This window comes from Pedobacter gandavensis, assembly GCF_032678745.1.
Taxonomy (GTDB): Bacteria; Bacteroidota; Bacteroidia; order Sphingobacteriales; family Sphingobacteriaceae; genus Pedobacter; species Pedobacter gandavensis_C.
In genome coordinates, this window is the sequence record NZ_JAVTST010000007.1 from 1 (window position 1) to 19,693 (window position 19,693).

The window sequence follows — 19,693 nt, forward strand, 5'->3', positions numbered from 1 at the left end:
AGTACGAAAATTAACCAGCTCTGCAAACCCCTAATTGAAAATAGTTGATTTAAAACCTCGTTCACAAAGACGCTAGAAGAGATGCACAAAACAATATTCAACAACACACTGAACCGCAACAAGATAAGTCAAACAGCAGGATATAGAGAACAAGGATTTATTTTAGGTCTGTTTGAGGGAGCTGATATATTATATATAAAGCACATATGATAATAAGGATTTTAATCATCTTCTCAGCTCAACAAAGACCCTAGAAGGTAAAGCAAGACTAGGCATAACCATCAGCTACCAGGTATAATAATATACATCACCAGCTTAACTAACATTATTGAATGTGATAATCACAATTATAAACAGGTGCAAACCTATTCTGCAATACCAAAAACTACGCTAAGAAAAGGAAGAAGATCAATTTAATACTGACCAGTTGATAGTAAAACCAAGGTACAGGCCTCTACTGGTTCAATATTGTTTGCTTTCAAAAGCAACTCGAGTTCTTCATTTTCTGTACCTGGATTGAAGATTACTCGTTTAGGATTAGTTTGAAGAATATAGTCATAATAGTTATGTTGGATTTCTTCTCCTACATATAAGGTAATAGTATCAATATCCTTATGCAAAGTCCCAGGCTGTTCAATCGCCACTCCGGCAACTTTCCCTTTTTTTATTCCAACATTAACAATAGGGTGTCCTTTTGCTTTCAACATTTGAGCAGCCTTAAAAGCATAACGCATTGGATTTGGGGATGCCCCAATAATTAATGTATTTTTCATAGTCCTAAATATTAATATCAGCTACCCTATTACAGTTCTTTTAGAATTCCACTGTAGTAAAGCTATATTTTCAGCACATCATTACTCCGTTTGATGAAAACCAATAGGGTCAAGTAAATAATCGAGCCAAAGTCACCAGAACAAAATTAAAATGTTAAAGTAAAGCTTAAGTTACCAGAGCAACTGTGGGCCCTACTAGTTAAACTCTTGGTCTGGAGATAACAATAATAGTGCAGATCTGTTTCTATTAATAAAATTTGAGCACTGCATTTGCACAATTTACACCGTCAATTGCAGCTGAAACAATTCCTCCAGCGTAGCCAGCGCCTTCAGCACAAGGGAATAAGCCTGCAACTTGTGGGTGTTGAAAGGTCTCCTTATCTCTTGGAATACGTACAGGAGATGAACTTCTGCTTTCCACACCTACAAGGATCGCTTCATTTGTATAATATCCTTTCATTTTCTTTCCAAAAAGCGGCAAAGCATTTCTTAAGCTTGCAGCTACAAAATCAGGTAAGGTATCTTTTAGCATTACACTCTTCGTTCCAGGCAGGTAAGAATTTTTAGGTAAATCAACTGACACCCTATTTTCAACAAAATCCAGCATTCTTTGTCCTGGGGCTACAAGGCTACCTCCACCTAGTTGAAAAGCTGTACGCTCAATTTCAGCCTGAAAATTCATCATTCTTAATGGATCTGTCCCTTTCACATCATCCAGCGTAACTTGCACTACAGTTCCTGAATTAGCGAATGGGTTATTTCTTTTGGATGGGGACCATCCATTGACCACAATTTCATTTTCATAAGTAGCACAAGGTGCAATAATTCCACCTGGACACATACAGAAAGAGAAGACTCCCCTACTCCCAACCTGTTCCACTAAACTGTAATAGGCTGGAGGCAAAAACTCACTCCGAATATCACAATGATATTGAGCAGCATCAATAATTGCCTGAGGATGTTCAATTCTAACGCCCAAGGCAAAAGGCTTCGCTTCCACAAGGATGTTTTTATTATTCAACAACTCATAAATATCTCTAGCCGAGTGTCCAGTAGCCAAAATAACAGCATCAGCCATCAATTTCTCTTCACCATTTATAACTACACCTTTAACCTTTCCAAAATCAATCAGGATATCAGTCACTTTCTGATCAAAGCGTACCTCTCCTCCAGCATTTAGAATCCGTTCTCTAATCGCAGTTATAATTTGCGGAAGTTTATTTGTCCCAATATGAGGACGGGCATCTACTAAAATATCTTCAGTTGCCCCATGTTCAACAAAAACCTGCAATACCTTATTGATATCACCACGTTTATTAGAACGCGTATAAAGTTTACCGTCAGAATAAGTACCAGCACCACCTTCGCCATAGCAATAATTGGATTCTGTATTTACAATACCTTCCTTATTTATTGCTGCCAGGTCTCTTCTACGCTGTTTCACGTCCTTACCACGTTCCAGAACAATGGGTTTAAATCCGTTCTCGATACATTGTAAAGCAGCAAATAAACCGGCAGGACCAGCTCCGACAATAATTACCGCTTTTTTATCACTAACATTAGGATAATTAACCTCAAAAACCTCGTTCAAAGGCTCCTCATCAATAAATACGCGAACTTGAAGGCGATAAATCACTCTTCTTGAACGTGCATCAATAGATCTTTTTAAAATTTTGTACCCTTTAATTCTTATGATTTTTATTTCTAACGCTTCAGATAAGGCGTTTTTCAATATTGCTTCCTGATCAACATCTTCAGGAGCCAGTTTAATTTCAATTTCTTTTTGCATACCTACGTCAGGTTTTTATCCTGAACCGCAACAAATGTACGAAATCCTGAGCTGAAGATAAAGACGATGGGCTTGCTAATAAGCTAGAGCCCAACTTTGATGAACCTTTAATTACCTGACAGAAATACCGTTTAATTAGGAATTACAGGCTGATTCGTCATTTTTCCAAAAACCTGTCATGTTTTTAAGCGGATTCGTAACAAAGGTACGGAAATTGAGTTCTAATGTGTAAATTAACACTTAGAAAACAAAACGCAAAACCTGATCATAATAATTTTAGCAATCAGGGTAATTAAAAACAGAAATTATGAAAAAAACAGTATTAGCAATAGTCGGTATTTTAGTTTTATTAGTAGTCGTAAGCGGATGTGGCTACAACGGCCTGGTTAAATTAGATGAGGATGTGAAAGCAAAATGGAATCAAGTAGAAACCCAATACCAAAGACGTTCAGATTTAATTCCTAACCTTGTAAACACTGTTAAGGGTGCGGCCAAATTCGAACAATCTACTTTAACTCAAGTTACAGAAGCTCGTGCTAAAGCAACTCAGGTAACCATTGATCCGGATAAACTGACACCTGAAAACATTGAAAAATATCAGGCAGCACAAGGACAGGTAAGCCAGGCACTTGGACGTTTATTAATGGTAACTGAAAACTACCCTGAGTTAAAAGCTACTGAACAATTTAGAGATGTTTCTGCTGAACTTGCCGGAACAGAAAATAGAATTGCTGTAGCGCGTAAAGATTTCAATGAGGCAGTACAGACCTACAATACCAAAGTAAGATCTTTCCCTAATAACATTACTGCTGGTATATTTGGTTTTAGCCAAAAAGCAGGTTTTAAAGCAGAAGCTGGTGCAGAAAAAGCGCCAAAAGTAGAATTCTAAAATACCGTCATAACATTTAAGGGTAATCCGTGTTTAAGTTAAAAACATGTATTACCCTTATCTTTATCCAGTCATCCTATTATGGGAATTTTCACAGAACAAGAACAAGAATTAATAGCCAATGCGATTTCAGAAGCTGAAAAAGCAACCTCAGGCGAAATTAGAATAGCAGTAGATAAACACTGCGAAGGCGATCCTTTAGAGAAAGCAACCTCCTATTTCTCAAAATTAGGAATGGAAAAAACCTCCAAACACAATGGCATTTTGATCTACCTGGCCTATATTGACCACAAATTTGCTATTATTGGCGATAGCGGAATTAATAAAGTAGTCCCTGAAGATTTCTGGGAAACCACAAAAGTGGCGATGAAGGCACACTTCTCCGGAGGGAACCTAGTTCAGGGCATTATTGCAGGAATCGTCTTAGCAGGAGAAAAGCTAGCTACCTTTTTTCCATTTGAAGGAGGTGACATCAATGAATTACCTAATGAGATTATCTTTATGGACCAACATAAATCCGTAAAGCCATGAGACAACTGATCATAGCTTTCTTATTTACACTAATTTCCACTTTAGGTTTTACTCAGGAATTTCCAGCGAAACCAAATAAACTTGTCAATGATTATACTGGAACACTAACGGCTAGTCAGCTGCAGCAGTTAGAGCAAAAGCTCGTAGCATTTGATGATTCGACTTCTACACAAATCGCTATTGCCGTTGTAAAATCTGTTGGTGACTACGATATTGGAGAATATGCGCTGGAACTAGGCAGAAAATGGGGTGTAGGAAGTAAAGGTAAAAACAACGGCATCATGATCGTTGCTGCATTAGGGGATCGAAAAATCTCTATCCAAACTGGTTATGGCGTAGAAGGGGCACTTCCTGATTTATACGTCCGCAGAATAATCGACAACGATATTAAACCTTATTTTAAAGCTGGCGACTATTATGCCGGACTTCAGGCGGGCACCGATGCCATTATTAGTTATACCAAAGGTGAATACAAAAATGACAAACCTAAAGTTGGACAAAGTAAAGGTGGGGCATCGAGCATCATCATTATTATCATCATTGTGATTGTCATTATTGTGATCATGAAAAAAGGTGGTGGCAGCGGTGGTGGAGGCCAGGTTATTGGTAGTCGTGGCGTTGCAGATGCACTTTTCTGGAGTATGTTACTTAGCGGTGGAAGAGGTTCCGGTGGGAGCGGTTTCGGCGGTGGAAGTAGTGGAGGGGGAGGATTTGGTGGCTTCGGCGGAGGTAGTTTTGGTGGTGGCGGTAGTAGTGGTAGCTGGTAATTATTATGCTTAGAAGAGATTTAATCACTGCTGAGATACAAAAATTAGCTCAGGTACTGGCCCGGATTATGGGCCTAAAACTGGAAGGAAAAGTAGAAGAATCGGAAGATCTTTTCAAAGAGTCCTTATTAAAGGAATTTGAAATCACTGAAGATGACCTGCTATCTGCCTCCATTACAGACTTCAACTCAATACTTCATCACAAAGAATTTCCAGCGGAAAAACTAGATATGTTAAGCCAATTCCTCTATGCAGACCTGACTCCTAACCGTAAACCGGAAAGGAATAAGTTAATTGCAGAAAAATTATTATTGATTTACCAGGTGCTAGAGGAGAAACACCATATCATCAGCATGATCAATCTGGATCGACAAAAAAAGATCCAACAATACCTTAATACCTAATATGGAAATATTAAAATGGCAAAAGATTTCATCAACATACCTGGTGAAAGAACGATGGGCAACTTTACGTGTAGATACTTGTAAACTCCAAAACGGCAGCACCAAAGATGATTATTATGTACTTGAATACCCTAACTGGGTAAATGCAGTTGCAATAACAGAAGAGAACGAAGTGATTATGGTTCGGCAGTATCGTCACGGTGCAGATATTATTTCATTAGAAATTCCGGGTGGAGTGATTGATGGAGATGAAAAGCCAGAAGATGCCGTTAAAAGAGAATTACTGGAAGAAACCGGTTATTCCTTTAAATCCATCAGTCATTTGGCAACTTTATACCCCAATCCGGCAACAGCAAACAATGTGACCTTTACCTACCTTCTAACTGGAGGAGTTAAAACTCAGGAACAGCATTTAGATGAGCATGAAATTCTAACGGTAGAAAAATACAGCATTTCAGAGGTTAAGCAATTGCTCTTGGACAATCAAATTGCCCAATCTTTACATGCCTCTGCCCTGTTTTATGGCTTGATGAAGTTGGAAGCGATCAAATAACATACAATTGTTCTATAAATAAAAATACTCCCAATTCAATTTAGACTGCCCCCAAAAAGTTATACACTATTTGGGGGCATTTTTAGTAAATAACCTTTGACCAGGCTTAGGTCATTTTTAATTTCTTTTGAATATCATGTACATAGCCCTTAAACTTTTTGTCTGTATCGATTAGATCCTCAACCGTTTGACAAGCGTAAATCACCGTAGAATGGTCTCTACCACCAAAAAATGCACCTATAGTTTTTAATGAAGACTTGGTATGGCTTTTAGACAGGTACATGGAAATCTGTCTAGCCTGCACAATCTCACGTTTTCTTGTAGGAGATTTCACCATATCTACGGGAACTTCAAAATATTCACAAACTAACTTCTGTATATATTCCATTGAGATCTCTTTCGAAGTATTTTTGATGAAGTTCTTCAACATCTGCTTAGCAAGGTTCAGGTCAATATCTTTTTTATTCAAAGTTGATTGTGCCAGCAGCGATACCATCGCGCCTTCCAACTCCCGTACATTGTTATCAATATTATGAGCAACATATTCGACTACTTCGTTAGGAAGTTCAATTCCATCCGCATACATTTTCTTTCTAAGAATTGCGATTCTGGTTTCCAGATCTGGAATCTGAAGATCAGCGGATAAGCCCCATTTAAAACGGCTCAATAGGCGCTCTTCCAACCCAGCCAAATCTTTCGGTGCTTTATCAGAGGATAAGATCACTTGTTTCCCAGATTGGTGCAGATGGTTGAAAATATGGAAAAATATATCCTGAGTCTTTTCCTTACCGGCAAAATTATGAACATCATCCATGATGATCACATCCATCGCCTGGTAAAAATTCACAAAATCATTAATGGTATTGTTTTTTAATGAATCGACAAACTGTTGGCAAAATTTTTCACATGAAACGTAAATGACCAATTTATCAGGCAAATTTCGTTTAATCTCATTACCAATTGCTTGTGCGAGGTGTGTCTTTCCCAAACCTACCCCACCGTAAATCATTAGTGGATTAAAAGACGTTCCACCAGGCTTAGCTGCCACGGCATATCCTGCAGAACGTGCCAAACGATTGCAATCCCCCTCAATATAATTATCAAACGTATAATTTGCATTTAACTGAGGATCTACAGTTAATTTCTTTAATCCCGGTATAATAAAAGGATTTCTAATGTCTTTATTGATAGAAACTGGAATTGGCATGGATTGGAACTTAGCTTCCGCGCCGTTTCCATTACTTGGCATATTGGTAGTGTAAGGCGAGCCAGTTTTCGAAGACTTATCTACTACGATATTATACTCGAGTCTTCCCCCTTCACCTAACTGCTTCTTGACTGTCTTTCGTAATAGTCCAACATAGTGTTCTTCCAGCCATTCATAGAAGAACAAACTCGGTACTTGTATTGTTAAAACATTGCCATCCAACTTGAGAGCGGATATTGGCTCGAACCAGGTTTTGAAACTCTGGCCGGGTATGTTATCCTTTATAATTTGGAGACAGCTTTTCCATACTTCGGTACAAGTTTTTTCCATTTTTATGATACAATTAGTTGGTTAACAGGGGCGATACAGGCACATTGACAATGCCCTTTCGAGATATCGAATATTCAAAAAATTATCAACAAAAAAAACTAAATTTTAATATATTCAGTAATCACTTAAATAGCAGATAATTAGCGCACTTAACCTGAATTTTTTATGTGGATAACTATTTTTTAACATCCCTATTAATATTCACCAAAAACACTACGCAGGACATCCGATACCTCACCAAGGGTTGCATAAGCTTCTACAGCTACCAGGATAAAAGGCATCAGATTTGCTGTTCCCTTTGCAGCAACTAACAAATCACTCAAAGCTTTATCCACAGCCATCTGATCACGCTCAGATTTTAACTTGTTTAACTTGTCGGTTTGAATAGTTCTAATCGATTCATCAATCGTAAATACGTCATTAATTCCTTCCTTTTCCTGAGTGAATTTATTTATCCCAACAATCACTCTACTTCCATCCTCAATTTCCAATTGATATTGATAAGCAGCATTTCCAATTTCATTCTGGATGTATCCGTTTTCAATGGCATTAACAGATCCACCCATGGCATCAATTTTATCAATGTAAAGCTGTGCTGCAGTTTCAATCTCATCCGTGAGATTTTCCACGAAAAAGGAACCTGCCAATGGGTCAACCGTATCTGTGATTCCACTTTCAAAAGCAATCACCTGTTGAGTACGCAGGGCGATTTTGGCTGCAGCTTCTGTGGGCAGCGACAAAGCCTCATCATAACCATTGGTATGTAAAGACTGTGTTCCTCCAAGTACAGCGGCCATCGCCTGACTGGTTACCCTGATTACATTATTCAAGGGTTGTTGTGCAGTGAGCGTAGAACCACCGGTTTGCGTATGAAAACGCAACATTTGTGCCTTTTCATCTGTCGCACCTAAATTCTTAGTGATTTTTGCCCACATCCGCCTTGCAGCCCTGAACTTCGCAATTTCTTCGAAGAAATTATTGTGACAATTGAAGAAAAAAGAAAGACGTTTTGCAAAGACATTGATATCCAATCCTTTTTCCAAAGCAGCATTTAAATACGCCTTACCATTTGCGAGCGTAAAAGCAAGCTCCTGGACTGCTGTGGAGCCAGCTTCCCGAATATGATATCCTGAAATAGAGATTGTATTCCATTTGGGGACTTCCTTGCTACAGTATTCAAAAATATCAGTAATTATCCTCATAGAGGGTTTAGGCGGATAGATATAGGTTCCCCTTGCCGCATACTCCTTTAGGATATCATTTTGTATAGTTCCGGAAATCTGTCTAATATCCGCTCCCTGTTTCTTTGCCAGTGCAATATACATGGCCAACAATATAGACGCTGTAGCATTGATGGTCATAGAAGTCGTGATCTTTTGAAGTTCAATTCCATCAAATAAGATCTCAATATCTTTCAAAGAATCAATTGCAACACCTACTTTCCCCACCTCTCCTTCAGCCATCTCGTGATCAGAGTCATATCCAATCTGAGTAGGGAGGTCAAATGCAACCGACAAACCCATTGTTCCCTGTTTCAACAGGTAATGGTAACGTTTATTAGACTCTTCAGCAGTAGAAAAACCGGCATACTGTCTCATGGTCCATAAACGGCCTCTATACATATCCTTTTGAATCCCTCTGGTATAAGGAAATTCTCCTGGCAATTCAGTTATAGGTTTAGCGCTGGTATATAATTCTTTGATTTCTATACCAGAAGTCGTCGTAATCTTCTTCTCTTTCATAATTAAAACAATTGATGAATATCCTTTTTAACCAAATCAAGCGTCAAATCGTAAGGATTATCAGCAATTTCTGCCATATGTTGCAACACTTTTTTACTTAGATCCATACCTGTAGCCTGTTCAGGTAACCCTTGAACCCCATGATTGACCATCGCTAAAGTATCATCTTTAAGTTTACGTACCACATTCCAGACCCTTTCTGAAACATACAATTGCTGGGTTACGTTATGTTGATATTCCGATCTGATCTCATTCAATACGAGTCCTTGTAGTTCTTTTACTGAAATACCAGGCACATACAAGCGGAGAAATAAATTACTGGGATTAATTCTTTCTACAAAAACAATCAGGCGCTCATGGGCCTGAAGACGTAAGGAGAACAGCTGTGTTCTTTCCTCTTTCTTAGCACTGGCAAACCTTAATCTAAAATACTTATCAATATCACTTTTGATCAGGTAATAACCTACCGAAATCGTCACTACGCCGGCAACTGTTATTGGTACGACTGCTGTTAATATAGACTCTATGCTCATTCCTTTGTTTAAATACCGTAATAATTAGCGATTAACCCGACAAAAATGTACATTTTATTTATATTTGTTCTTCCTAATTTTAAATAACATGAGTAATACAGTTGATACCGCATTTGCACCGGTTACCTTTACAGAAACTGCTGTGAAAGAACTTTTTAAGTTAAAAGACCAACAAGAAATCGCTGAAGACTTCGGCCTACGTGTAGGAGTAGAAGGTGGTGGTTGCTCAGGAATGAGTTATGTTCTAGGTTTCGATCAGAAGAAAGAGGGAGATCAGGAATATATCATTGATGGTATTAAAGTTTTCATGCATAAAGCACACCAGATGTATTTAATGGGAATGCAGGTAGATTGGCAAGATGGATTAAATTCAAGAGGTTTCACCTTCAACAATCCGAATGCAGCCAGCACATGTGGATGTGGTACTAGCTTTTCAGCATAAATAGAATTTCATACAGGTACTTTATTTAAGTTTCCTTTGTAACATTATAACAGGTCTCGTTGTCTTAACAACGGGACTTTTTATTTTTATCCCTTTAAGCATCTTATTTCTAAAGAATGACCTACACAGAAAACGTAAGAATTGCCCTGCAATCCATAAAAAGTAATCGGTTACGCACCATGCTGACTGCATTGATCATTGCAATAGGCTTATCTGCTTTAGTAGGAATTCTGACCACGCTAGATGCGGTAAAAACTAGTATGACTGAAGCTTTTTCCAGTATGGGTGCCAACTCTTTTACGATTAGAAATCGTGGTGTGGGCATTCGGATTGGCGGTGGAGGTAAAAGACCTAAGCCATTCAAGAGCATTCGTTATGAAGATGCGGTTGCTTTTAAGAATCAGTTGAACACTCCGGCAACAGTGGCAATCAATGTAATGGTTACGTATGGTGCAACCATCAAATATGGAGCAGAGAAAACCAACCCCAATATTAACATCCAGGGAATTGATGAAAACGGGTTAAATTCCATGGGGTTACAGCTGACCTCGGGTAGAAATTTCAGTAAAACAGAAGTTGAAAATGGAAATAACGTTTGTATTATTGGAAGTGAGGTTAGTGAAAAGCTATTCAAGAAAGAATCTCCGATAGATAAAGTCATCAATGTTGGCGGAAACCGACTAAAGGTTATCGGACTATTGGCATCAAAAGGATCCAGCATGGGGTTTAGCGGCGACAGAGCCGTGTATGTTCCCTTGTTAAAAGCCAAGAAAATCAATTCCAATGGAAATCCTTCTTACAATATTGTAGTGATGGTTCCAACAAACGACCTTCAGGAAGAGATCATTGGAGAGGCTACTGCTGAATTTAGAAACATTAGAAAGATCAAGGTTGCAGAACCTAACAATTTCGAAATCACTAAAAGTGATGCAATGGCACAAACGCTATTTGAGAACTTAAAATGGGTAGTATGGGGTGGAATTGCAATTGGAGCGATTACCTTGATTGGCGCCTCTATTGGTTTAATGAACATCATGTTGGTTTCTGTTACGGAACGAACCCGAGAAATTGGCATTAGAAAAGCGATAGGTGCAAATCCTTCAGTCATCCGTAAACAGTTTTTAATTGAGGCCGTGATCATTTGTCTGATGGGAGGTGCATTTGGAATCTTCCTCGGTATAGCCATAGGGAACGTGATCTCATTGGCGATGGGTGGCTCCTTTATCATACCATGGCTATGGATCTTTGGAGGATTTGCCCTTTGTGTACTTGTTGGTATTATGTCTGGATATTATCCTGCAAAGAAGGCATCAAAATTAGATCCGGTAGAAGCTTTAAGATATGAGTAACTTGAAAAACTAAATAAAATAAGAAGGGCCATCTTTAAAAAGATGGCCCTTCCTTGTATCGCACAATCAGGTATTATCTGCCTTGATATTGTGTCTCATAATAGGCCTTATAGTTTCCAGAAGTCACATTTGACAACCATTCTTCATTTTCAAGGTACCATTCTACTGTTTTCTCCAGTCCTTCTTCAAATTGAAGACTAGGCACCCAGTTTAATTGCTTTTGCAGTTTCGTAGAATCAATCGCATAACGTAGGTCGTGCCCTGCTCTATCCGTTACAAAAGAAATCAATTTTGCAGAATCACCAGGGTTTCTGCCTAGTTTACGGTCCATAATATCACATAGTAAATGAATAAGATCAATATTTTTCCATTCGTTATGTCCACCGATATTATAAGTTTCGCCCGTTTTAGCCTGATGAAAAATCACATCAATCGCACGTGCATGATCTTCTACCCAAAGCCAATCTCTCACATTCTCTCCTTTTCCATAAACTGGAACAGGTAAATTATTCTTGATATTATTGATCGCTAATGGGATCAATTTCTCAGGAAAATGGTGAGAACCATAGTTATTTGAGCAATTAGAGATGACAACATCCAGACCATAAGTATCATGGTAAGCTCGAACAAAATGGTCAGATGAAGCTTTTGATGCAGAGTAAGGACTATGCGGATCATAGGCCGTGGTTTCTGTAAACATTCCTGTTTCTCCCAATGCACCATAAACCTCATCAGTAGATACATGGTAGAAGCGCTTATTTTCATAAGCACCTTTCCAATGCGCTCTTGCTGCATTCAACAGGTTTACAGTCCCGATCACATTTGTCATCACAAATGCAGTTGGATCGGCAATAGATCTGTCTACATGAGATTCTGCAGCCAAATGTATCACTGCGTCAAAATTCTCCTGCTCGAACAAGTCATTCATAGCAACAGCATCAGTAATGTCTGCTTTTACAAAACGATAATTCGGCAAGTCCTCAACATCAGTTAGGTTTGCCAAATTTCCGGCATACGTTAACACATCAAGATTCAGGATTTCATAATCCGGATAGTTACTCACAAAGCGGCGTACCACATGTGAACCAATAAATCCGGCCCCACCCGTTATCAATATTTTCTTTTTCATTTCGATAGATTTCATTTTTTAATAGCTGGCTTTACCTTAAATTTCCTTAGGCAAGCCCAATTCTTCAGCAACAGGAGCTGTTTTATACTGATATAGCTTTACTAAAACCTGATTAAAGTCTGATTTAAGGTCAAACTGGGTTTCTTCATGCATTTTCAGGTACTTTTTATATACAGAAAATACAGATTTAGCAAAGTAGATCATTAACTTTTCATTGAACTTATGCAAGGTAGAGAATACTCCCTCATTGAAATCAATGGGAATTCCTTTGAAAAGATGAATTCGCAATTCTATTTCGCTATTCAAATCTTTCGTCACTTTAAAATGATGAGTAATACTGCCATTTAGCTTCCTCATTTTGAGTAAAGCCTCTTTCGCATTCCTCCTTTTATTGGACATTAGCTCTTCAATTTCCTCATCAATACGTGCGCTAAGCTGCTCTTCTCTGTCCACCAGATCTTGCTCGCCTTCCATCAATAAAAAATGCAAGTGTTCCGTCAAGATTTTATCTTTAGCGATCAACCGGAGCAAAAGCTTATCCTTTTCCTTTTCAGGAAGGGATTTAATTTCCAGCTTGAGGTCTTTATGTTCGCTTAGTAGCATCTAAAAAGGGTTATCTTTTAAATATTTCTCCCAGTTCCATGCAGAAGACATCATGACATTGATATCACGTTCAGCTTTCCATCCTAGATCTCTTGCTGATTTAGTAACATCACCCCAAACCTTTTCAATATCGCCCTCTCTTCTTGCACCAATTGTATAGCTTAATTTTTGGCCAGTAGCTTTTTCAAAAGCTTCAATTACCTGTAATACAGTAGTACCTGTACCTGTTCCTAAATTGAAAACTTCATAATTTGATTCCGATTTGTTGCTTTCCAAACGTTGGATTGCAGCCACATGTGCTTTAGCTAAATCTACCACATGTATATAATCTCTGATTGCACTACCATCCGGGGTATCATAATCATTTCCATAAACCGTAATCGGACCACGTTTACCAATAGCCGACTGTGTAATAAAAGGAACTAAATTTTGTGGAACGCCGATTGGTAGTTCACCAATTAATGCAGAATCGTGGGCACCTACCGGGTTAAAGTAGCGCAAAGCAATCACATTTAATTCAGGTGTTACTGCACAACTTTCCTGCAAGATCTCTTCTGCGATCTGTTTAGTATTACCATAAGGTGATTCTGCTTTTTTAACTGGAGCAGCTTCTGTAACTGGCAACACATCCGGTTGACCATAAACAGTACAAGAAGAAGAGAATACAAGGTTTACCTTGCTATTGAATCCATTGATCACATTGATCAGGGAGTAAAAATTATTTCTATAATATTTTAAAGGCTGTTGAACAGATTCACCTACTGCTTTAAAGGCTGCAAAATGAATTACGCCAGAGATATCAGTATTTGCTTCAACAAATGCTTTAACTTTTAGTTCATCACATAAATCCAGTTCAACAAATTCAGGTACTCTTCCACTGATCGCTTCAATCTGTTTAAGGATTTTAGGATTAGAGTTAGAAAAATCATCAACGATCACTACATCATATCCTGCATTGTATAGCTCCACCACAGTATGTGATCCAATAAAACCGGTACCTCCGGTTACTAGTATTTTCGACATTATTATATATTAACGGTTATAAGTTGTAAAATCTTTGTGTTCTTTATTCACCAATGCTTCAGCGGGTAGGGATTTAAAATACTCATAAGTAATTTTCAAACCTTCTGCCCTGCTTACTTTAGGTTCCCAGCCTAAAATCTCACGGGCTTTGGTAATATCCGGACGTCTTTGTTTAGGATCATCAACAGGTAGATCACGCAGTACTAATTTCTGACTGGTACCGGTTAGTTTGATAATTTCTTCCCCAAACTGCTTAATGGTGATCTCATCTGGATTACCGATGTTCACTGGCATTGCATAATCACTAAGTAGCAATCTGTAAATACCTTCGACCAGATCATCTACATAACAGAAAGAACGCGTTTGAGAACCATCACCAAATACGGTAAGGTCTTCTCCACGCAATGCTTGTCCGATGAAAGCTGGTAAAACGCGACCGTCATTTAGGCGCATTCTTGGGCCATAGGTATTAAATATCCTTACGATTCTGGTTTCTAAGCCGTGGAAAGTATGATAAGCCATGGTCATTGCTTCCTGAAAGCGTTTCGCTTCATCATATACCCCTCTTGGGCCAACAGGGTTTACATTCCCCCAATATTCTTCTGGTTGAGGATTAACATTTGGATCACCATACACTTCCGAAGTGGAAGCGATCAGCATCCTGGCATTTTTACTTTTCGCCAGACCTAATAAATTATGTGTACCTAATGAGCCTACTTTTAAGGTTTGAATTGGTATTTTCAAATAGTCAATCGGACTTGCCGGTGAGGCAAAGTGCAGGATATAATCCAGTTCTCCTGATACATAAACAAATTTGGAGATATCATGGTGCGCAAATTCAAAGTTCTCCAATTTGAACAGATGTTCAATATTCTGAAGATCTCCAGTAATCAGGTTATCCATTGCAATGACATGGTAATCTTCTTTAATAAAACGATCACATAAATGTGAACCCAGGAAGCCAGCGGCTCCAGTAATCAATACTCTTTTACGTCCCATTAATCTATTAGTTTACGACCAACACTATTATAATAATAACCCAAATCAATCATTTTCTCCAGATCATACAAATTACGTCCATCAAAAATCACTTTGTTACTTAGGGTTTCTTCCATTCTTTCGAAGTCAGGATTTCTAAAAACAGACCATTCTGTAGCGATTAATAATGCATCTGCATTTTGCAAAGCTTCATATTGATCTCCAACAAAGCTGATTTTATCTCCTAAAAGACGTTGCACATTACCCATTGCTTCTGGATCAAAGGCAGCAACAGTTGCACCTTGTTTCAGCAATTCATCGATAATATACAATGCCGGAGCCTCACGAATATCGTCGGTTTCCGGTTTGAAGGCCAATCCCCATAAAGCAAAATGTTTGCCTTTTAGGTCACCTTTATAATATTTAAGCAGTTTGTCTACCAAAACTGTCTTTTGTTTCTCATTTACATCCATCACCGCTTTCAGGATCTGGAAATCATACTGATGTTCATCGGCAGATTTAGCTAAAGCCTGAACATCTTTAGGGAAGCAACTTCCTCCGTATCCGATTCCAGGGAAAAGAAAACGTTTACCAATTCTTGCATCAGAACCAATTCCTTTACGCACTGCATCTACATCTGCATTCACAATCTCACAAAGATTCGCGATTTCATTCATGAATGTAATTTTTGTTGCAAGGAATGAGTTGGCTGCATATTTTGTCAGCTCTGAAGAACGTTCATCCATAAACAAGATTGGATTTCCTTGTCTCACATATGGGCCATACAGTTCAGCCATTAGCTTCTGTGCTTTTTCACTTCTGGTTCCGATCACTACACGGTCAGGTTTCATGAAATCTTCCACAGCTACACCTTCACGAAGAAATTCCGGATTAGAAACCACATCAATTTCTATGTTGGTGTTTTCTTTGAAAACTGCTAATACCTTATCAGCTGTGCCTACAGGAACGGTAGATTTGTTAACGATCACCTTATATTCCGTAACCAATTTAGAAATGTCTTTTGCTGCACCAAGGATATAGGAAAGATCGGCAGCACCATCGCCTCCAGGAGGAGTCGGTAAAGCCATAAAAATGATTTGCGCATCTTGAATACCGTGGGCAAGATCGGTTGTAAAAGTTAGTCTACCCTGAGCAATATTTCTATGAAATAATACATCAAGACCTGGTTCATAGATTGGCACCTGACCATCCTGCATTTTCTTTACCTTTGCAGCATCTATATCAACACAAATTACTTTGTTTCCTGTCTCTGCAAGGCAGGTACCAGTAACCAAACCCACATATCCTGTCCCAATAACAGCTATTTTCATATATTAATTACGTTTTAATTTTAATGAAGTATCTTCGGCTAAGATAATAAATAAACACACAAAATGCTTTGGCTTTATAATATAGGAATCTCTTTTTATGGATTAGTGGTGGGTGTATTTTCCTTATTCAATGCAAAGGCCAAACTGTTCATCGAGGGAAGGTCTCAACTTTTTGATCAGATAGAAAAAACATTAGATCCTACAAAAACGAACATTTGGTTTCATTTCGCTTCTCTTGGTGAATTTGAACAGGGAAGACCCGTTCTGGAAAAGATCAAAGAACGTTATCCCCATAAAAACATAGTCATCACTTTTTTCTCTCCATCAGGTTATGAAATCAGGAAAAACTATGCCTTAGCGGCGGGTGTATTTTATTTACCGCTGGATACTGCAGCAAATGCCCGGAAATTTATTGCAGCGATCAAACCTGAGATTGCCATTTTTACCAAATACGAATTTTGGTATCACTATTTCAAGGTATTGAATCAGCAGCACATTCCCCTTTACCTCATCTCAGGGATTTTCCGCCAGGATCAAATCTTTTTCAAATGGTACGGTTCCTTTCATCGGAAAATTTTAAGTTTTGTGACTCAGTTCTTCGTTCAAAACCAACAAAGTGTTGATTTGTTAAGGAGTATTCAGCTAAACAATGTAAGTCTTAGTGGGGATACCCGTTTTGACCGTGTTGCTGAGAATGCACAATCGCCAAAAAACATTAAAGAGGTTGCCGATTTCTGCGAATCAAACCCGGTATTTATTGCTGGTAGTAGCTGGCCGACTGATGAACGTCTGATTGCTAGCCTTATTCAACATCATCCGGACTGGAAATTCATAATTGCACCACATGAAACCGATGCGGCTCATATTGAAGAAATAAAAAAATTGATTCCCGCAGCAATTACTCATTCAGGATTATTAAATGGAAGCGAGAAAACTGCTCAAACTTTGATCATCGACAATATTGGCATGCTGTCTTCTTTATACCAATATGGAACTATTGCCTACATTGGAGGGGGATTTGGGGTTGGCATTCACAACACACTGGAAGCTGCTGCATTTGGGATCCCTGTTATCTTCGGCCCTAAGTATGATAAATTTCAGGAGGCTAAAGATCTGATTCAGCTTGGCGCAGCCATTAGCATTACAACAGAAAGCGATCTTTCAGCCGCTTTTCTACAATTCCAAAAAAATGCAGTTGCGGGAAAGATCGCTCGAAAATATGTACAAGATAAAACTGGTTCTACGGACCAGATCCTTAATTATATTGCTGGTAATTTTTAATTTACCAGCTATATATCGTTTTCTATGATAAGCTTATGTTGGTTTTACCATTGCAACCAGTGCATCGATAAATTTAGGGTCGTCGTTTAAGCTGGCTACCAACTGAACTTCTTCACCTCCAAGGGCTCTAAATTCTTCATGATACTCTACGCTTACCTCATAAAGAGTTTCCAGACAATCGGCTACGAAAGCCGGGCAGAATACCAGAAGTCTTTTTTTACCTTTTTCCGCAAGTTCTTTTAACACATCGCTCGTATAAGGTTGCACCCAAGGCTCTTTACCCAATCTCGATTGAAAACATACTGAATACTTTTCAGCAGGAATGTTCAATCTTTTTGCAATCAATCTGGCAGTATCATGGCATTGTGCAGAATAGCAGAACTTATTGACATCTGTTAATGTGCTGCAGCAATCGTCTTTCTGCAGACAATGTTGTCCGGTATGGTCACATTTCTTTAGTTGTCTTTCTGGCAGGCCATGGAAACTAAATAAAATTTGATCATAGCTTTCCGGCTGGTACTTTTCTGCATTTTCAGCGAAAGTATCGATCATCAATTCATTATCATGGAAAGAGTTTATAAAACTAATCGGCGGAACGGTCTGCCATTTCCCAACCAATTCCATCACTTTCTGAATCACAGAACCAGTACTTGCAGAAGCGTATTGAGGGAATAAAGGAATCACCTGAATACTTTCGACCAAACCAGCTTTTAATCTATCCAGACCAGCATCTATAGAAGGGTTTTGATAACGCATAGCGAGTTCAACCTGGTATTCTTCACCAAGTTTTTCCTGAAGCATTGCTGCTTGAATTTTGCTAAAGTATAGTAGAGGTGATCCGTTTTCGTCCCAGATCTCTTTATATAACTTAGAAGTCTTAGGACTACGAAAAGGAACAATAATTCCTTTTACTAATAGGGTTCTCTGAAAAGCGTTGATATCAATCACGCGTTCATCCATCAAAAACTCATCAAGATATCTTCGTACATCACTTACTTCCGGACTATCCGGAGTTCCTAAATTCACTAGCAGTATGCCCTTTTTTCCCATAATTTTAGCAAAAATAATTAATCAATTGATTATAACCCTGTATCTCTAAAGGGAAAACCAATAATTACTTTTTTATGATGTTATAATGTATTAATAAGATTCTAATGTTGATTTCACCTGTTCCATCAGCCACATTGGCGTTGAGGTAGCTCCGCATATGCCCACCTTATCATTTGCAGTAAACCAGCTCTGGTCGATTTCTTCTACATTTGAAATAAAGTAAGCGTTGGGGTTGTATTTTTTGCAGACATCGTAAAGAACCTTTCCATTGGAAGATTTCTTACCGGATACAAAAATGATCTTATCATAATCAACAACAAACTTCTCCAGATCACCATAACGGTTTGAAACCTGTCTACAAATGGTATCATTTGCTTTCACTTCATACCCCCTGCTCAGTAACTCATCTTTGATGTGGTAAAATTTATCCGTGCTTTTAGTGGTCTGACTGTACAGCGTAAATTTTGAAGGTAAATCCACCTGATCTAATTCGGCAAGATCCTGAAACACGATGGCTTTTCCATCAGTTTGCCCTTGTAAACCGATCACCTCTGCATGGCCATGTTTTCCGAAGATCAGAATCTGTTCCTCATCATCGTGTGAGTTTTTTATTCTGTTTTGCAGTTTTAAAACCACCGGACAGGAGGCATCGATTAAAGTCAATTGATTTTCCATCGCCAACTTATAAGTAGCCGGCGCTTCTCCATGTGCCCTGATCAAGACCTTTTCATTTTTTAAAGTCAGCAGTTGTTCATGATCGATGATACGAAGTCCTTTAGCAGTTAATCGCTTCACCTCTTCATCATTATGTACAATGTCACCCAGGCAATATAAATAATCTTCATGGTCCAGAATATCTTCGGCCATGTCGATTGCATATACTACTCCGAAACAGAAACCTGATGCTTTATCTATCGTGACGGCTAAATCGTATTTCATAAATTAATTATATGGAACCTATTGAAGGTACAAAATTACATAAAAAGAGT

At 38.5% G+C, this 19,693-nt stretch carries 20 protein-coding genes; 8 read left to right on the top strand and 12 right to left on the bottom strand.

Annotated features, from left to right (window positions below; all coding sequences use genetic code 11):
- Positions 1 to 413 precede the first annotated feature (413 nt).
- The gene (locus R2S10_RS19375) at positions 414 to 773 is read right to left on the bottom strand and encodes a CoA-binding protein (RefSeq protein WP_316842069.1); all 360 of its coding nucleotides are present in this window, start codon (positions 771 to 773) and stop codon (positions 414 to 416) included.
- Positions 774 to 1,020: 247 nt separating this feature from the next.
- Positions 1,021 to 2,562: an NAD(P)/FAD-dependent oxidoreductase gene (locus tag R2S10_RS19380; protein ID WP_316842070.1), complete on the bottom strand. Its 1,542-nt coding sequence runs from the start codon at positions 2,560 to 2,562 to the stop codon at positions 1,021 to 1,023.
- A 307-nt stretch (positions 2,563 to 2,869) separates the two neighbouring features.
- On the opposite strand from R2S10_RS19380, the gene R2S10_RS19385 reads away from it, so the two are divergent.
- The 5 genes from R2S10_RS19385 (at position 2,870) to R2S10_RS19405 (ending at position 5,706) form a co-directional block, all read left to right on the top strand.
- The gene (locus tag R2S10_RS19385) at positions 2,870 to 3,451 is read left to right on the top strand and encodes a LemA family protein (protein ID WP_316842071.1); all 582 of its coding nucleotides are present in this window, start codon (positions 2,870 to 2,872) and stop codon (positions 3,449 to 3,451) included.
- Between the two features lie 81 nt (positions 3,452 to 3,532).
- Entirely contained in the window at positions 3,533 to 3,982 is a 450-nt protein-coding gene (locus R2S10_RS19390) for a TPM domain-containing protein (RefSeq protein ID WP_316842072.1), read from the top strand.
- Complete coding sequence (locus R2S10_RS19395) at positions 3,979 to 4,749, top strand: TPM domain-containing protein (protein WP_316842073.1); 771 nt, start codon at positions 3,979 to 3,981, stop codon at positions 4,747 to 4,749. The genes R2S10_RS19390 and R2S10_RS19395 overlap by 4 nt, the downstream gene beginning before the upstream one ends.
- A gap of 5 nt (positions 4,750 to 4,754) precedes the next feature.
- A complete protein-coding gene (locus R2S10_RS19400; protein ID WP_316842074.1) occupies positions 4,755 to 5,153 on the top strand; it encodes a hypothetical protein in 399 nt (132 codons plus the stop codon).
- Position 5,154: 1 nt separating this feature from the next.
- Positions 5,155 to 5,706 carry an NUDIX hydrolase gene (locus R2S10_RS19405; protein ID WP_316842075.1) on the top strand — a complete coding sequence of 184 codons (552 nt, stop codon included), beginning with the start codon at positions 5,155 to 5,157 and terminating at the stop codon, positions 5,704 to 5,706.
- 106 nt (positions 5,707 to 5,812) lie between these two features.
- Here the strand turns inward: R2S10_RS19405 and dnaA are convergent, their stop codons facing one another.
- From dnaA to R2S10_RS19420, 3 genes are all read right to left on the bottom strand, one after another.
- A complete protein-coding gene (dnaA, locus tag R2S10_RS19410) occupies positions 5,813 to 7,243 on the bottom strand; it encodes a chromosomal replication initiator protein DnaA (RefSeq protein ID WP_316842076.1) in 1,431 nt (476 codons plus the stop codon).
- 194 nt (positions 7,244 to 7,437) lie between these two features.
- Entirely contained in the window at positions 7,438 to 8,985 is a 1,548-nt protein-coding gene (locus R2S10_RS19415; RefSeq protein WP_316842077.1) for a methylmalonyl-CoA mutase, read from the bottom strand.
- Positions 8,986 to 8,987: 2 nt separating this feature from the next.
- A complete protein-coding gene (locus R2S10_RS19420) occupies positions 8,988 to 9,518 on the bottom strand; it encodes a hypothetical protein (protein WP_316842078.1) in 531 nt (176 codons plus the stop codon).
- An 88-nt stretch (positions 9,519 to 9,606) separates the two neighbouring features.
- Here R2S10_RS19420 and R2S10_RS19425 point away from each other — a divergent pair, with 88 nt between their 5' ends.
- Positions 9,607 to 9,960 (top strand): HesB/IscA family protein, encoded by a 354-nt coding sequence (locus R2S10_RS19425; RefSeq protein WP_074608891.1) that lies wholly within the window; start codon positions 9,607 to 9,609, stop codon positions 9,958 to 9,960.
- Between the two features lie 116 nt (positions 9,961 to 10,076).
- A complete protein-coding gene (locus R2S10_RS19430) occupies positions 10,077 to 11,309 on the top strand; it encodes an ABC transporter permease (protein ID WP_316842079.1) in 1,233 nt (410 codons plus the stop codon).
- A gap of 73 nt (positions 11,310 to 11,382) precedes the next feature.
- Here R2S10_RS19430 and rfbB read toward each other — a convergent pair whose 3' ends face one another.
- Genes rfbB through R2S10_RS19455 form a run of 5 tightly spaced genes read right to left on the bottom strand, consistent with a single transcriptional unit; the run spans position 11,383 to position 16,373 of the window.
- Positions 11,383 to 12,453: a dTDP-glucose 4,6-dehydratase gene (gene rfbB, locus R2S10_RS19435; RefSeq protein WP_316842080.1), complete on the bottom strand. Its 1,071-nt coding sequence runs from the start codon at positions 12,451 to 12,453 to the stop codon at positions 11,383 to 11,385.
- A gap of 21 nt (positions 12,454 to 12,474) precedes the next feature.
- The gene (locus R2S10_RS19440) at positions 12,475 to 13,041 is read right to left on the bottom strand and encodes a hypothetical protein (protein ID WP_316842081.1); all 567 of its coding nucleotides are present in this window, start codon (positions 13,039 to 13,041) and stop codon (positions 12,475 to 12,477) included.
- Positions 13,042 to 14,064 carry a UDP-glucose 4-epimerase GalE gene (gene galE / locus R2S10_RS19445; protein ID WP_316842082.1) on the bottom strand — a complete coding sequence of 341 codons (1,023 nt, stop codon included), beginning with the start codon at positions 14,062 to 14,064 and terminating at the stop codon, positions 13,042 to 13,044.
- 9 nt (positions 14,065 to 14,073) lie between these two features.
- Positions 14,074 to 15,063 (bottom strand): UDP-glucuronic acid decarboxylase family protein, encoded by a 990-nt coding sequence (locus R2S10_RS19450; RefSeq protein WP_316842083.1) that lies wholly within the window; start codon positions 15,061 to 15,063, stop codon positions 14,074 to 14,076.
- On the bottom strand, positions 15,063 to 16,373 hold the full coding sequence (locus R2S10_RS19455; protein ID WP_316842084.1) for a UDP-glucose/GDP-mannose dehydrogenase family protein: 1,311 nt from the start codon (positions 16,371 to 16,373) through the stop codon (positions 15,063 to 15,065). The genes R2S10_RS19450 and R2S10_RS19455 overlap by 1 nt, the downstream gene beginning before the upstream one ends.
- Positions 16,374 to 16,436: 63 nt before the next feature.
- Between R2S10_RS19455 and R2S10_RS19460 the strand changes: the two genes are divergently transcribed.
- Positions 16,437 to 17,654, top strand: a complete 1,218-nt coding sequence (locus R2S10_RS19460) for a 3-deoxy-D-manno-octulosonic acid transferase (protein ID WP_316842085.1) — start codon at positions 16,437 to 16,439, stop codon at positions 17,652 to 17,654.
- A gap of 33 nt (positions 17,655 to 17,687) precedes the next feature.
- Here the strand turns inward: R2S10_RS19460 and hemH are convergent, their stop codons facing one another.
- Positions 17,688 to 18,704 carry a ferrochelatase gene (gene hemH / locus R2S10_RS19465; protein WP_316842086.1) on the bottom strand — a complete coding sequence of 339 codons (1,017 nt, stop codon included), beginning with the start codon at positions 18,702 to 18,704 and terminating at the stop codon, positions 17,688 to 17,690.
- 90 nt (positions 18,705 to 18,794) lie between these two features.
- On the bottom strand, positions 18,795 to 19,643 hold the full coding sequence (locus tag R2S10_RS19470; protein ID WP_316842087.1) for a 4-hydroxy-3-methylbut-2-enyl diphosphate reductase: 849 nt from the start codon (positions 19,641 to 19,643) through the stop codon (positions 18,795 to 18,797).
- Positions 19,644 to 19,693 lie beyond the last annotated feature (50 nt).